The 14,558-nt window shown below is 68.2% G+C and carries 13 protein-coding genes and 2 pseudogenes; 4 read left to right on the top strand and 11 right to left on the bottom strand.

The features are described from left to right. Nucleotides 1-287 precede the first annotated feature (287 nt). Nucleotides 288-1,061, bottom strand: a complete 774-nt coding sequence (locus AB0F41_RS30445) for a site-2 protease family protein (protein ID WP_357429842.1) — start codon at nucleotides 1,059-1,061, stop codon at nucleotides 288-290. After that, nucleotides 1,058-1,681, bottom strand: a complete 624-nt coding sequence (locus AB0F41_RS30450) for a hypothetical protein (RefSeq protein ID WP_357429844.1) — start codon at nucleotides 1,679-1,681, stop codon at nucleotides 1,058-1,060. The genes AB0F41_RS30445 and AB0F41_RS30450 overlap by 4 nt, the downstream gene beginning before the upstream one ends. A 238-nt stretch (nucleotides 1,682-1,919) precedes the next feature. On the opposite strand from AB0F41_RS30450, the gene AB0F41_RS30455 reads away from it, so the two are divergent. Next, on the top strand, nucleotides 1,920-3,209 hold the full coding sequence (locus AB0F41_RS30455; protein WP_357429846.1) for an adenylosuccinate synthase: 1,290 nt from the start codon (nucleotides 1,920-1,922) through the stop codon (nucleotides 3,207-3,209). 31 nt (nucleotides 3,210-3,240) lie between these two features. Here AB0F41_RS30455 and AB0F41_RS30460 read toward each other — a convergent pair whose 3' ends face one another. Next, nucleotides 3,241-4,356 carry a BTAD domain-containing putative transcriptional regulator gene (locus tag AB0F41_RS30460; protein ID WP_357429848.1) on the bottom strand — a complete coding sequence of 372 codons (1,116 nt, stop codon included), beginning with the start codon at nucleotides 4,354-4,356 and terminating at the stop codon, nucleotides 3,241-3,243. A gap of 25 nt (nucleotides 4,357-4,381) precedes the next feature. Next, nucleotides 4,382-5,416 carry a class II fructose-bisphosphate aldolase gene (fbaA, locus tag AB0F41_RS30465; protein ID WP_357429850.1) on the bottom strand — a complete coding sequence of 345 codons (1,035 nt, stop codon included), beginning with the start codon at nucleotides 5,414-5,416 and terminating at the stop codon, nucleotides 4,382-4,384. A 208-nt stretch (nucleotides 5,417-5,624) separates the two neighbouring features. Here fbaA and AB0F41_RS30470 point away from each other — a divergent pair. Further along, nucleotides 5,625-6,179, top strand: a pseudogene (locus AB0F41_RS30470) (VTT domain-containing protein); the annotation flags it as partial. A gap of 212 nt (nucleotides 6,180-6,391) precedes the next feature. After that, nucleotides 6,392-7,027, top strand: a pseudogene (locus AB0F41_RS30475) (DedA family protein); the annotation flags it as partial. Nucleotides 7,028-7,108: 81 nt separating this feature from the next. Here AB0F41_RS30475 and AB0F41_RS30480 read toward each other — a convergent pair. After that, on the bottom strand, nucleotides 7,109-8,236 hold the full coding sequence (locus AB0F41_RS30480) for a glycoside hydrolase family 76 protein (protein WP_357429862.1): 1,128 nt from the start codon (nucleotides 8,234-8,236) through the stop codon (nucleotides 7,109-7,111). A gap of 454 nt (nucleotides 8,237-8,690) precedes the next feature. On the opposite strand from AB0F41_RS30480, the gene AB0F41_RS30485 reads away from it, so the two are divergent. Beyond that, on the top strand, nucleotides 8,691-9,377 hold the full coding sequence (locus AB0F41_RS30485; RefSeq protein WP_357429852.1) for a TrmH family RNA methyltransferase: 687 nt from the start codon (nucleotides 8,691-8,693) through the stop codon (nucleotides 9,375-9,377). Between the two features lie 22 nt (nucleotides 9,378-9,399). Here the strand turns inward: AB0F41_RS30485 and AB0F41_RS30490 are convergent, their stop codons facing one another. From AB0F41_RS30490 to AB0F41_RS30515, 6 genes are all read right to left on the bottom strand, one after another. Next, the gene (locus tag AB0F41_RS30490; RefSeq protein ID WP_357429854.1) at nucleotides 9,400-9,717 is read right to left on the bottom strand and encodes a DUF4190 domain-containing protein; all 318 of its coding nucleotides are present in this window, start codon (nucleotides 9,715-9,717) and stop codon (nucleotides 9,400-9,402) included. Nucleotides 9,718-9,784: 67 nt separating this feature from the next. Then, on the bottom strand, nucleotides 9,785-10,474 hold the full coding sequence (locus AB0F41_RS30495) for a lysoplasmalogenase (RefSeq protein WP_357429856.1): 690 nt from the start codon (nucleotides 10,472-10,474) through the stop codon (nucleotides 9,785-9,787). A gap of 1 nt (nucleotide 10,475) precedes the next feature. After that, nucleotides 10,476-11,534 (bottom strand): beta-ketoacyl-ACP synthase 3, encoded by a 1,059-nt coding sequence (locus tag AB0F41_RS30500; RefSeq protein ID WP_357429864.1) that lies wholly within the window; start codon nucleotides 11,532-11,534, stop codon nucleotides 10,476-10,478. A gap of 83 nt (nucleotides 11,535-11,617) precedes the next feature. Further along, nucleotides 11,618-12,166 carry an orotate phosphoribosyltransferase gene (pyrE, locus tag AB0F41_RS30505; protein ID WP_357429858.1) on the bottom strand — a complete coding sequence of 183 codons (549 nt, stop codon included), beginning with the start codon at nucleotides 12,164-12,166 and terminating at the stop codon, nucleotides 11,618-11,620. 144 nt (nucleotides 12,167-12,310) lie between these two features. Beyond that, nucleotides 12,311-13,357, bottom strand: a complete 1,047-nt coding sequence (locus tag AB0F41_RS30510) for a hypothetical protein (RefSeq protein WP_357429866.1) — start codon at nucleotides 13,355-13,357, stop codon at nucleotides 12,311-12,313. Between the two features lie 77 nt (nucleotides 13,358-13,434). Beyond that, entirely contained in the window at nucleotides 13,435-14,244 is an 810-nt protein-coding gene (locus AB0F41_RS30515; protein WP_357429860.1) for a DUF5666 domain-containing protein, read from the bottom strand. Between the last annotated feature and the right edge of the window lie 314 nt (nucleotides 14,245-14,558).

The raw sequence follows: 14,558 nt of genomic DNA on the forward strand, positions 1-14,558 counted from the left end.
AGCGACCAGAGGGAGGGAGCGCAGCGACTGACCGGCGGGAGTGAAGAACCGGGTTAATAGGGCCCCACCCTCGAGCGGCGGAGCCGCTCCAAAATCACAGCCCGACCCTTGGCGGAGGGGCCGATCCGAACCCCCCTTCACGGTGGGGCCGCTTCAACCCACCTCCCCACCCTTCACGAAGAGATCGCTCCGAACCCTTCCTTCACGGAGGCGCCGCTTCAACCCACCTCCCACCCTTCACGAAGAGATCGCTCCGAACCCTTCCTTCCCTGGAGGGGGCGACAAGATCACTCCCAGAAGCGGGTCAGGTAGCTGCCGTAGCGGGACCATTGCTCCGGGACCCCGGACAGGTTGTAGAGCGCGTAGACCGTGTCGAAAAAGACCTGGTTGATGGCCGGAGTGAACAGGAGGGCGAACAGGATGAGCATGCCGAAGGGTTTGAACTGTTCCAGGCCGCGGCGGGTTTGGTAGCTCAGGGAGGGTTCCACTACGCCGTAGCCGTCCAGGCCGGGGATGGGGAGCAGGTTCAGCAGGGTCGCGGTCACCTGGAGAAAGGCCAGGAAGCTCAGCCCGAACCAGAAGGCGGGGTTGTGGTCCGCGCTGCCGAACAACCGCACCACCAGCAGCAGCAGCACGGCGCACAGGAGGTTCACTGCGGGGCCGACGACGCTGATCAGCCGCTGGGTGCGCGGTGACACCTGGTGGGTGTGTATGTACACCGCGCCGCCGGGCAGGCCGATTCCGCCGAGCGCGATGAACACCATGGGCAGCACGATCGACAGCAGCGGGTGGCTGTATTTCAGCGGGTTCAGGGTGAGGTAGCCGCGTAATTCGACTTCGCGGTCGCCGGCGCGCCAGGCGAGGTAGGCGTGGGCGAATTCGTGCAAACACAGGCTCACCACCCAGCCGAACACGACCAGGACGAAAACCCCGGCGCGCGCCTGCCACGAATCCGTTTCCGCGCCCCAGGCCAGCACTCCGCCGGCCACCGCGAGGGCGATCACGAGCAGGAATACGGGGCTCGGCCGCACCGCGCCGCGCCGCAGCGCCGGGGCGTTCATCGGACCAGGAGCCAGGGTTCGTGATGCCGGTAGAAGCTCGCCCGCGGCACCGGCCGATCGCTCTGCACACCGTCCCGGTTGACGACCGCGGCGGGTGTACCCAGCTGGGCGGCGCGGCCGGCGGTCCAGCGGCGACGGCGGAAGCGGCGGGGCACACTCGCGCGGACCCCGGGCAGTTCGAGCGTCGGGGTCACGAACATCGCCCGCACCTCCCCGGAGAACAGCCGGGTGTCGTCCACGTAGGCCTCGCCGGTCAGGTGGGCGCCGTCGACTCCGGTGATCTTGGCCCGGCCCACCAGCACCGTGCCGGTGTCGTCACGGACCAGCGGCACCTCTTCGGCGCTACCCTCCAGGGCGCGTTTGGCGGCGGCGTTCCCGGTGCCTGTCTGGTAGGCCTGCGCGCCGTAGGTCCCTTCCAGCGGCACGTACCCCACCTCCACATGCAGCCGTTCGGTCCGCATGAGATGGGTGAGTACGGCCGCGAGCGCGGCGTCGCTGCCGAGCACGATCAGCCGCGGCAGACTGTCGGCGGCCAGCACCGGCAGCAGCTCATCGATGAGCGCGGGAGCGGGTATGGCGTCGGATTGCGCCGTGGACTGTGCCGCCAGAGCGATAGGCACCGGAACGTCTGCACAGCGGAGAACCTGGGTACTCAAACGCCCAACACCCTCCCTCGGACCGGTCGTCCCCGAGTGTAGAGGGTCGGCCGCGCCGACCCGCGCAACGGGCCTGGCACGGCGGCCGTCCCGGCCCGCCGAGGGGCCTCGGCTAGACTGTGCTCCCGGCTTCCTCCCCGTTACGGCAGGTAGCTGCGATACGAAGTGCGTGTCGCGCGTCGAAACCGTAGGAGACACGACCATGCCGGCAATCGTCCTCATCGGCGCCCAGTGGGGTGACGAGGGCAAGGGCAAAGCCACCGACCTACTCGGCGGCCGCGTGCAGTGGGTGGTGCGGTACCAGGGCGGTAACAACGCCGGTCACACCGTGGTGCTGCCCAACGGGGACAATTTCGCGCTGCACCTCATTCCCTCGGGCATTCTCACTCCGGGGGTCAACAATGTGATCGGCAACGGCGTGGTCGTCGACCCGGGCGTCCTGCTGGACGAACTCGCCGGACTCGAGGCGCGCGATGTCGACACCTCGGGTCTGCTGCTGTCGGCGGACGCGCATCTGATCATGCCGTACCACGTGGCCATCGATAAGGTCACGGAACGCTTCCTCGGCAACAACAAGATCGGCACCACCGGCCGCGGTATCGGGCCCTGCTACCAGGACAAGGTCGCCCGGGTAGGGGTGCGGGTCGCCGACGTCCTGGACGAGAAGATCCTCACCCAGAAGGTGGAGGCGGCTCTCGAGTTCAAGAACCAGGTGCTGGTCAAGATCTACAACCGGCGCGCGCTCGACCCCCAGCAGGTGGTCGAGGAGGTGCTGGGCCAGGCCGAGCGGTTCGCGCACCGGATCAGCGATACCCGCCTGGAGCTGAACCTGGCTCTGGAACGCGGCGAGACCGTCCTGCTGGAGGGGTCGCAGGGCACGCTGCTCGACGTCGACCACGGCACCTACCCCTACGTCACCTCGTCCAACCCCACCGCCGGGGGCGCCGCGGTGGGCGCGGGTATCGGCCCGAACCAGATCGGCACCGTGCTGGGCATCCTCAAGTGCTACACCACCCGGGTCGGCTCCGGCCCGTTCCCGACCGAGCTGTTCGACGAATCGGGCGCCTACCTGGCCAAAACCGGCGGTGAGGTGGGCGTGACCACCGGTCGCGCGCGACGCTGCGGCTGGTTCGACGCCGTGATCGCCCGGTACGCCACCCGGGTCAACGGGATCACCGACTACTTCCTCACCAAACTGGATGTGCTTTCCAGCCTGGACCGGGTGCCCATCTGCGTGGCCTACGAGGTCGACGGTGAGCGCGTGGAACAGATGCCCACCACCCAGACCGGTTTCCATCACGCGAAACCGATCTACGAGGAGATGCCCGGCTGGTGGGAGGACATCTCGGGGGCCCGCACCTTCGACGAACTGCCCGTCAACGCGCAGGCCTACGTGCACCGGCTGGAAGAACTGTCGGGGGCCCGGATCTCCTGTATCGGCGTGGGCCCCGGCCGCGACCAGACCATCGTGCGGCACGACATCCTGGGTTGAGTCACGCCCGGGCCGCCGTACGGCCGGGAGGTCAGCGGACGGCTTGGAACGCCAGGACCGTGTTGCCGATACGGATCGCGTCGCCGTCGGCGAGCAGCGCCGAATGGATCTGTTCCTCGTTGACGTAGACGCCGTTGGCCGAATCCAGATCCTCGATCAGGAGGCCGGCCCGGCCCAGTTTGATCTGGGCGTGGTAGCGGCTGGCCTTCGGATCGTCGAGGACCAGGTCGTTATCGGTCATCCGGCCGATCCGCAGACTGCCGTGCGCGACCACCACGGTACGGCCGTCGGGTAGTCGTAATTGCCCGCTGCGCACGGTACGCGGCACTTCGGTGACCGTATCGGTCATGGCCGCCGCCATCCGCTCCACGCTCTTGAGCTCCACGGTGCCCAGCGGTTCCTGGCGCAGCACCCGCCGTTCCAGTTCCACCAGCGCCGGGCCCGGATCGATACCGAGTTCCTCGGCGAGCACCGTCCGTACCCTGCGGCACGCCTCGAGTGCGTCGGCATGCCGTTCGGACAGGTAGAGGGCGGTGATGAGCTGCCCCCACAGCGGCTCACGCAGTGGATGCTCGTTGGTGAGCGCGACGAGTTCGCCGATCACCGCGGCCGCCCGCCCGCAGGCGATCTCGGCGTCGAACCGCGCCGACACCGCCAGTAGCCGCTCCTCCTCCATCGCGGTGGCGAACCCGTCCGCGAAGCCCAGGCCCGCCAGATCCGACAACGCGCGGCCGTTCCATTCGCGCAACGCGGTGGCGAACAGCCGCGACGCCGACACATTGTCACCGGCGGCCGAGGCCCGGCTGCCCGCGTCCCGGGCGGCTTGGAACCGGCCGAGATCGCAGGCGTCGTCGGCGACCTCGAGCCGGTAGCCGGAGGATTCCGTGCGCAGCACAGTTGCCGGGTCGACCCCCGAATTCCGCAGTGCCTTGCGGATATTGGAGACGAACACCTGCAGGCTGGCCGCATAGGCGTCCGGCGGCTCCTCGTTCCAGACCATATCGGCCAGGGTCGTCGAGGAGACCGCACGACGCCGGTTCACCGCGAGCGCGGCGAGCAGCGCCCGGGGTTTGGGCCCGCCGACCGGAATCGGCTCACCGCCGACCAGTAACCGCACGGGCCCCAGCACACGGAGATCGAGTGTCATCTGGCTACGGGTGAGGGCACGGGGATCAGGCGCTGACGGAGCGTCCCGCGGACCGCAGCGCCTCGCATGCCTGCACCACCCGTTGCGCCATCGACAGTTCGGCCTTCTTCAGATAGCTGCGCGGATCGTAGACCTTCTTGTTGCCGACCTCGCCGTCGATCTTGAGCACACCGTCGTAGTTGGCGAACATATGCGCGGCGATCGGGCGGGTGAAGGCGTACTGGGTATCGGTGTCGACGTTCATCTTCACCACGCCGTACCGCAGCGAATCGTCGATCTCGGACTTCAGCGAACCCGATCCACCGTGGAAGACGAAATCGAAGGGCTGCGCGTCGGCGCCCAGGCCCAGTTTGGCCGCGGCCACCTTCTGGCCCTCGGCCAGCACCTCGGGCTTGAGCACCACGTTGCCGGGCTTGTAGACGCCGTGCACATTGCCGAAGGTGGCGGCGAGCAGGTATTTGCCCTTGTCGCCGGCGCCCAGGGCGTCGATGGTCTTCTCGAAGTCGGCGGGCGAGGTGTAGAGCTTGTCGTTGATCTCGGCCTCGACGCCGTCCTCTTCACCGCCGACGACGCCGATCTCGACCTCGAGGATGATGCGGGCGGCGGTGGCCGCCGCCAGCAGCTCCTGCGCGATGGCGAGGTTTTCGTCGATCGGGACCGCCGAACCGTCCCACATATGCGACTGGAACAGCGGATTCTGCCCGGCGTCCACCCGCTCCTGCGAGATGGCCAGCAGCGGGCGGACGAATCCGTCCAGCTTGTCCTTGGGGCAGTGGTCGGTGTGCAGCGCGATGGTGACGCCGTACTTCGCGGCCACCACATGGGCGAATTCGGCCAGCGCGACCGCGCCGGTGACCATATCCTTCACACCCTGGCCCGAGCCGAATTCCGCGCCACCGGTGGAGAACTGGATGATCCCGTCGCTGCCGGCCTCGGCGAACCCTTTGATCGCCGCGTTGATCGTCTCCGAGGATGTGCAGTTGATGGCGGGGAAAGCGAACGAGTTCGCCTTGGCCTGACCGAGCATCTCGGCGTAGACCTCCGGAGTCGCAATCGGCACTGTGAAGACCTCCGTGTAGTGCGGCAGACGGGATTGTCTGTTTCTGCACATACCCTAAGGCAGGCGGGATTCATCCGGTATAAGGGGATTGTTTGCGCCGCCGCACCCTGCGGGTGGCGGGGTTACCGGTACTGTGGGCCGGGTGATTGCGCTGGCGGCTTCCGACGCGGTGACGAGCAATCTGGCTCTGACCGAACTGCTCGACCCGATGCACCTGTTGACCGAGACGTGGCTGAAGAGCGCGGTGCTACCGGCGATCCTGGTGATCGTCTTCATCGAAACCGGGCTGCTGTTCCCGCTGCTGCCAGGCGATTCGCTGCTGTTCACCGGTGGTCTGCTGGCCGCGCAGGCGAACCCCCCGGTGTCCATCTGGGTACTGCTGCCCGCTGTCGTTCTCATCGCGTTCGCCGGCGACCAGTGCGGCTACTGGATCGGCCGGGCCATCGGCCCGGCGCTGTTCCACAAGGAGGACACGCGCTTCTTCAAGAAGAGCTACGTCACCGAAACGCACGAATTCTTCGAGAAGCACGGCCCCAAAACGATCATCCTTGCCCGATTCGTCCCGATCGTCCGGACATTCATGCCGGTTCTCGCGGGCGTCTCGAAGATGAACTACCAGCGCTACGTCGCCTTCGATATCGTCGGCGCGATCGCCTGGGGTGGCGGGGTGACCATTCTCGGGTACTACCTGGGCAATATCGCCTTCATCCGCGATCACGTCGAGGCGATCTTCCTGCTCATCGTGTTCGTCTCGATCCTGCCGGGTATCAGCGCGGTGGCCAAGAAACTGCTCGGGCGCAAAACCGCCGCGCAGCCCGCGGCCGGGCTGATCTCCACCGCCGAACTGCCTGCCGTGGATACGGCGGGCCGGATCGATGCCACCATGCCCCTGCCGGTCGTGCCGGTCGCCGGGGCGGCAGGCGCCGACGAGAGCCGCGTACGGTAGCGGTGTCCGTCCAGGCCATGCCCCATGCGATGGGTAGTTTCGAACCACTGATCTCCGCCGGGCCGACGTTGGTCTGGATTGTGGTTCTGACCTTCGTCTTCCTGGAATGCGCGTTCATTCTCGGACTTTTCCTGCCCGGCGATTCGATGCTGCTCACCGCGGGAATCGTGATGGCCTCGCATGCCTCCGGGGAAAGCCAGGTCTGGTTGCTGTCGGTGGGCGCGATGTTCGCCGCTATCGCCGGTAACCAGGTCGGATACGTCGTCGGACGGCGTACGGGGCATCGGCTCGTGGCCCGCAAGAACGGGCGCTATATCAACACCCGCAATCTGGCCCGCGTGGCCGATCTGCTGCAACGGCACGGCTTCGTCGCGGTTCTCATCGCCCGCTGGATACCGTGGGTGCGCACGCTGTGCCCGATGGTGGCCGGTGCCGCCGAGATGGACCATCGCCGGTACACCGTGGCCAGTACGGTCGGGGCGATCATCTGGGCCCCGGTGTTGTTGCTGATGGGCTACTACGCGGGCAGCTTCATCCAGCAGTTCTCCTGGCTGATGCCGATCGTGATCGGCTCGCTGGTGGTGTGCCTGATCGTCGGCACGGTCATCGGTATCAGGCAGTACCGGCACGAGATGTCGCAACCGGAAGAGGATTTCGATCTGGATTCCACCTCGGCCGAATGCGACACCATGCCGCTGCCGGAACTCGCGCGGGCCGACCACGACCCGGGGCACGGCTGGAACGAGCTACAGTCCGGCCGCCGTGACCATATGGGCGGCTTCCATCAGCATCCAACCCGACAGCTGCACCGATAGGTCGCGTTCGGGTACGCGCGAGGAGGTCACCGCGCCGTTCGAGGTGACCCCACCGGCGCCGGCACTGCCACCCGGAAGTTTCGCCGAGGTGGTCCAGTCGTGGCCGAACAGCGGTTCGCCCTCGACATCGAGCCGGTTCGCCCACGCCGCGGCTGCCGATTCCTTCACGATGCGGGCGGCCGTACGGCGGTCGGCCAGTTGTTCGTGTTCCTCGCCGGGCAACATGAGCGCGACCTGGGCGAGATATCGGATGAGAATCCCGTTGAACAGTCCACCGTCGCCACCCGAACCGCCCCGCACCACGCTCTCGGTGGTGAGATTGTCCTCGACGGCGTCCAGCAGACGGTGCACGCGGTCGAGGTGCCCGTCGTCGCGGGTGTGCACCGCGAGTTCGGTTTCCAGCCCCAGCACCACCCCCTGGCAGTAGCTGTAGATCGGGCGTTCGAGGGTGCCGGCGGGCAGGTGGATACCGTCGAAGATCAGGCCGGTTTCCGGGTCACGCAAGGTGCGGTCGATCCAGTCGGCGATCTCCCGGGCCCGCTCGTAGCGCCCGAGCCGGGCGAGGGCGATACCTGCGGGACCGTTGGCGGGCGCGTTGTAGAAATCCGCGCCGACCCGCCAGGGCAGACCGCCGCCCACCGCCGGGTCCCAGGCGGTGTAGAGCTTCTGTTCCAGCGGCCCGAGCCCGCCCCGCGCCTCGGCGTTGTCCTGGACCCGGGTCGCGCGCTCCAGCGCGAGTGCCAGCCAGGCCATATCGTCGTAGTAGCGGTTGGTCCAGCCGGTGAGATTGCGGAGCCGGTGCGAGCGGACCAGCGTGCCGACCCTTTTCCGGCGGGCGATCGTCGGCGCCCGGTTGGCAGCGTCCACGGCACAGTCGATCAAATGGGCCTGCCACCAGTAGTGCCAGGTCAGGAAGAACCGTTCCCGCCTGGTCGCGGGCCAGCCCACCACACCGAGGGCGGTGGCGGGTAGCACCCATACCGGTTTCAGATGGCGGGACAGAATCGCCGCCTCGGCCATATCCGCCCGCTCCGACCACAGCGATGCCGGGTTGCCCATCCGCCTGCGCTGTTGCCCGGCCGAACGCCGGGGAACGTCGAGATCGTCGCTGGGCGGGGTCATGCAACCCATATTGCCAGGAGAATCGGAATTCACGCCGCTCAATTGTTACCGAGTCGAAGCGGAACTGTTCGGGTACGCGCTCTATCCGTCGGGACCACGGCAAATTGCGGCCGGACAGCCCCGCGCAGAGAACCCCGCGGCGTGTCAAGCCGGGTTAACGTCCCCTCGGGAGGAAACCACCCACCACGGCCGAACAGGTCCGCGAATACACACGATCCCGGTAACGGCAATCGGCACAAGGATATTCGATCGGACCAGACCGACCCGTCGGCGCTCGGCGCGCCCGCACTACGATCATGCCGTGACCAATCCTGCGCCAACGGCCGGCTCCGAACCCGCCCCGAGACCGGAGCCGGCGGCTCCGGCCACGGGTGGAGACGCGGAGCCGGCGGTGGGGCACGACGAGGAGAACCCGGCCGCACATCACGAACCCGGTCCCACCGAATGGGGTGAACACCCGCACGGCGTCGGCCCCTGGGTGGCCGAACACAGCGGACCGGCACCCGACGACGACCGGCTCGATCCGGAACTTCTGGCAGCGGGCGATCGCCGCAATGTGGTCGACGCCTACCGCTATTGGACCCGCGAGGCGATCGTCGCCGATATCGATCGGCGCCGGCACCCCTTCCACATCGCCATCGAGAACTTCGGGCACGACGCGAATATCGGCACCGTGGTCCGCACCGCCAACGCCTTCGCCGCGGGCGCCGTGCATATCGTCGGCCGGCGCCGCTGGAACCGGCGCGGCGCCATGGTCACCGACCGCTATCAGCACATCACCCACCATGCGGATATCGAGGCCCTGCTCGATTTCACCCGCGCCGAGGACCTCTCGGTGGTCGCCGTGGACAACGTCCCGGGGTCGGTGCCGCTGGAAACGGTCCGGCTACCGCGCCGCTGCCTGCTGCTGTTCGGCCAGGAGGGCCCCGGAATCACCGAAAGCGGCCGCGACGCAGCGGTACTCACCGTCTCCATCGCCCAGTTCGGATCCACCCGAAGTATCAACGCCGGGGTGGCGGCGGGGATCGCCATGCACACCTGGATCCGCCAGCACGCCGATCTGACCACCGCCTGGTGACCCGGACGGTCCACGCGGGCCGTCAGGCCGCGGCGGACGTGCCGAACAAGACGATCGCGAAGACGATATAGGCGACGATCGCGAGAACCATCAGTATCAAGAACACCGAGCCCACGATCCCGAGCACGTAGCCCACCATGACATTGTTCCGGCCTCCGACGGTACCGCCGGAGGCGTCGATATCGTTGAGCGCCCGCTTGCCCAGCACCCACGCGAACGGCGCGCAGAGCTGGCAGAATACCAATCCGACGATGCCGAGAATCAGCACCAGCGTGGCCTGCGGATGTTCCGGCGGCGGGCCGTAGGCGTTGTATCCGTACGGGGGCGGCGGGTAGCTCATCTGTGGATAGTAGCGGCCCCTCGACAGCGACTACGAGCGGAAATCTCGCCGGTACCAGGCCGGTGATCTAACGGCGGGTATGCGCGGCCGGATCGGTGAGCAGGAATTGGGCCGCGCCGTAGGTCGCCAGGATGGCACCCTCCAGCACCCGCCGCGACCGCTCGCCGTGCGCGAACAACCGGCGCAACACGATGAGACCGTCCGACACCGTGAACAGCAGCGCACCCAGGCCGAGGCGGCTGCGCGGATCGGCATCCGGGATGTTCAGCCCCGCAACGGCCTTCGCGCCCGGCGCGAGCGCGGGATCGGACGCGAGCACCGCGGCGGTGCCCAGCGTCGCCCCGTAGGCGCTCAATGGACCGGCCAGTACCGGAGCCTTGCCCCGCAGCAATGCCGCGGCCCCCGCCCAGGCCGCCACCCGGGGCAGCGCCACCTCGGGGCGCGGGCGGGCTCCGCGTCGCCACCAGAGTGCGGCGTATCCGGTCTGCATCACCGCGAACGACGAGGCGCCGGCGATGAGCCGGCGGTCGTCGTCCGGGTCGATCAGCAGGACATCACCCACGGTGGCCGCGCCCAGCGAACCCAGCAGCAGAGTGCGCTCCGGCGGCGGGATATCGGCACCGCTGGTCGCGATATCGGCCGCGAGCAGTGGCATCATGAGCGGTTTGGCCACCCATTGAAGACGCTCGCGCCCGGTGAGCGCGCCCAGTACGGTGACCGCGGTCGCGGCCAGGAAGCCCGCGCGCAGGGGTCGCATCTCAGAGACTCGACTCGTCGGGCGCGGGCGGCAGGGTCACCACCTGGCCGGCGTAGCTGAGCCCGGCGCCGAAGCCGAGCAGCAGGGCCAGCTGTCCGCCCTTGGCCTTACCGGTGGCCAGCATCTCCTCCATGGCCAGCGGAATCGACGCCGCCGAGGTGTTGCCGGTGTTCTCGATATCGCCCGCCATCGGGATATCGTCGGCCAGTCCGAGGTTCTTCTTCATCAACTCGTTGATCCGCGCGTTGGCCTGGTGCGGAATGAAGACCTCGATATCGTCCTTCGACACTCCGGCCATATCGAGCGCGGTGGACAGCGCCCGGGGCAGGGTGACCGCCGCCCAGCGGAACACTCGTGGCCCCTCCATCCGCAGCGCCATCCGGCCGATCGGCTCCACGGCCGGGTCGGTGCCCTGCAGGTCTTCGGCGCGCTGCATATAGTCGATGAAGTTGATGTCCTGCTTGATGGCTTCGGCGTTCTCGCCGTCGCTGCCCCAGACCGTCGGCGAGATTCCGTTCTCCTCGCTCGGTCCGAGCACCACCGCGCCCGCGCCGTCACCGAAGATGAAGGCAGTGCCGCGATCGGTCGGGTCGATACCGATGGTCATGGTCTCGGCACCGATGAGCAGCACGTATTCGGCCGAACCGGCCCGGATCATATCGGCGCCGACGCCGAGTCCGTAGCCGAAACCACCGCATCCGGAGGTCAGGTCGAAGGCGGGGAGACCGTTCAGCCCGAGGTCGCTGGCGACGATCGGGGCGCCGTGCGGGGTGAGCATGGGCCAACTCGAGGTGGCCAGGATCAGCGCGCCGATCTTCGCGGGGTCCACCCCGCTGTTGCGCAGCGCCCGCCGGCCGGCGGCCACCGAAATGGAACGCAGCGATTCGTCACCGCTGATCCAGCGCCGGTTGCGGATACCACTGCGCTCGAAGATCCACTCGTCCGTGGAGTCCAGCACCTCGCACACCTCGGCGTTGCTGACCACGCGTTGCGGCCGGTAGGCACCGATACCGAGCATTGCGACGTTGTCGTGCCCCTGTTTGCCGGCAATGCTCACCACGACATTCACGACCCTTCATTCGCACTACTGACGGATCCTCAGGCTAACCGAGGGCGACCCGAGGTTGAACAGCCCGTCATACTTCAGCCCAGCGCCAGATCCCGCAGTCCGAGAATCGAACGGTACTCCAAACCCTCGTCCGCGATGACCCGATCCGCGCCGGTTCCGCGGTCGACCACGGTGGCCACCCCGACCACGGTCGCGCCCACGTCACGCAGCGCGCGTACCGCGGTCAGCGGGGAGTTGCCGGTGGTGGTGGTGTCCTCGACGACGAGCACCCGTTTGCCCACCACATCGGGGCCTTCGATCTGGCGTTGCATCCCATGGGTTTTCGCGGCCTTACGCACGACGAACGCGTTGATCGGGCGGCCGGGGGCGTGCATCACGGCCAGGGCCACCGGGTCGGCGCCCATGGTGAGCCCGCCGACCGAATCGAATTCCCAGTCGGCGACGAGCTCCCGCAACAGTTTGCCGATCAGTGGCCCGGCCCGATGATGCAGAGTCGCCCGGCGCAGGTCGACGTAGTAGTCGGCCTCCTTACCCGAGGACAGTGTCACCTTGCCGTGCACGACGGCTAACTCGCGCACCAGCCCGGCCAAGACATCCCGGTCGGTCGTTGCCTGGTCGATCATCGGTGTCCTTCCGCCTGCATGGCGAGTCGCGGCAAGTTCGATTCCGGCGCGCGCTACGGCGCCCACCGTGCAGGATACGGGGGCCGCTCGGAGGGAGTTACCGCAGGTGGCCGTGTCTATCGACGTACCGGAAGCCGCGCGGGCCTACCGAGGCACCGGGCCCTGATATGGACGGAACCCGGGGTGGAAGGGACCGCCGGGCGGGCGGGAACCGTTATCGTCTTCGGCGGCCGCCTCGTGGGGCTCCGGTTCACCGGGCCCGGCCGGACGTGGCGGCGGGTCGGTGGGCGCGGACCGGCTCACCGGGCGGGCATCGGGGACCACGGCCAGGCTCGGCCGGCGCGGTGGAGCGTCGTCGCCGCCGGGTCCGGGACCGCGGCGGTCACGGTCGTCCGGCTCCTCCTGCCGATACCGGACATTCGGCGCGGGGTGCCCGTAGCGGTCCCCGGATTCGTCCTCGTAGTCGCCGAAATCGTCGTAGTCGCCGAAATCCCGGTCCGGGCCGTCGTCGGCGCGGTCGGGGTCGGGGTCGGCCGAACGGATCCGGGCCCGCGGCGGCGCACCGGTATCGCGCTCGTCGAGCGGCGGCTCGGTGACCGGCGGCAACACGTGCAGCAGACCCGAAAGTCGCAGCACAGCATCGATCCCGGTCTCCCAGTCCTTGGCCGTGGTACCGACGGGGAGCATGCCCAGGGTCCAGTTGCCCTCGCTCCACAGCATCTGCACGGTATCGGCCAGCGATTCGATGAACGCGACCATCCGCTGATCCACCGCGTGCCGCGCGATTTCGGGGTTGGTCGCGAACACCACCCGGTCGCCGATGGCGCCGAGCAGTTCCAGATCGGCGTCCTTGGGCGGATTCATGGTCTTGAGCCGCATATCGACGTCGATATCCGAACCGATCTGGCGGCGCACCGCGACCAGGGTCGCCGAATCCTCCAGATCGAGCAGAACGAACTTCTCGCCCTTGCGGATACCGGTCACCACGTCGACCGCGGTCAGGTAGCCGAGCTTGGCCAGCGCACCGCGCCGCCAGGTCGACGCAAGCGCCGGTTCCACCGACACATAGGTGTATCCCTGGGCTTTCGCCCACACCTGGCGCGCGTGACCGGTGCGCTGCCGCTGCCGCCGGTCGAAGTAGAGCAGCACGAAGGCACCCGCGAGGGTGATCGCCGCCAGCCCGAACCACATTGCCGTCATCGTCGCCTAGCCTATCGACCCGCCCGGCGTAATGCCGGGCACCCACACTGCGCGCCGCCGATTTCTCTTCATCGCCCGCCTCCTTCGAGGGCGGTGCTGATGATGACCTCCGCCTGAATGGTGCCGTCCGGACCCTTCTGTCCCTGCACGATGACCAGATCTCCGGTGGGCAGTGCCTCAACGGTACTTCCCGCCAGCGAGATCACCTGGGTGGACGCGCTGGTGTGCACGGTGACCTCGTCGCCGGCCAGCGTGCTCAACGTCAGTGTCCCACCCGAATTGGTGCTGATGGTGCCCATTGTGGTGCCGCCGGCTTGCGGATCGCCGCTGTCGGGCAGCTCCGGGAGCCCCGGCAGACTGGGCAACGCGGGCGCGGATTCGTCCGGCTGCCCGGGGATCTCGCGGCCGAGGGAGCGGGTGGTGCTGGTGGTATCGCTCGCCGTGGACTCGGAATCGTCGCGGCCGGAAAGCATTCCCACCGCGATACCCGCGAGCGCCACCAGAACGATGGCGGCCAGACCGAGCCCGACCCACATACCCGTCCGCTTCGGCGGCCGGGGCGGTTCGCCGGGCGGACCGGGAGGCGGGCCGCCGGGCGGGCCGTAGGAGCCCGGCGGGCCATAGGACCCCTGTGGACCCGATCCGGCCCACTGGTTCGGGTAGGCGTAACTGTCGTAGGTCGGCATCTCCCGGGTCGGGTTCGGCCCGGGGCCCCACCCGCCGTACGGGTCGGTGCCGGGATAGGCCGTCGTCGGCTCCCCGTAACCTGCGTTGTCGCCGGTGGGCAGCTTCTCGGTCGCCGATTCGCCCGGCTGACCCAGGTGCTGGGTCGGATCATCGTCCGGCCGCCTCGCCCAGGGATCGTTCGGGTTGGTCATGCCCTCCAGACTAAGCCGAACCGATCCCCGGCGAGCGCGCTCGCCCGGGATCCGTCCCTGCCATCTCGAAAAAAGCCCTGGTCAGGCGCACTCCGCACGCCTGACACGGCCCCTTGGGGGCCCGCTGCCCATCCGAGCCCACCATCACCCACCGAACGGACCCGATCCGCCGGACCCACCACCACCCGCCGAATCGACCCGATCCGCCGGACCCACCCTCGGCGCCGAGTTCAGCGAGGCCCTGAAAGGGTTCGGCCCGCGTCTGCTGTCAGCCCTCGAAGCGCATGTGGCGAAGCCACGAGTCTCGAGGGCTG

The organism is Nocardia sp. NPDC024068, from assembly GCF_040638875.1.
Lineage (GTDB): Bacteria > Actinomycetota > Actinomycetes > Mycobacteriales > Mycobacteriaceae > Nocardia.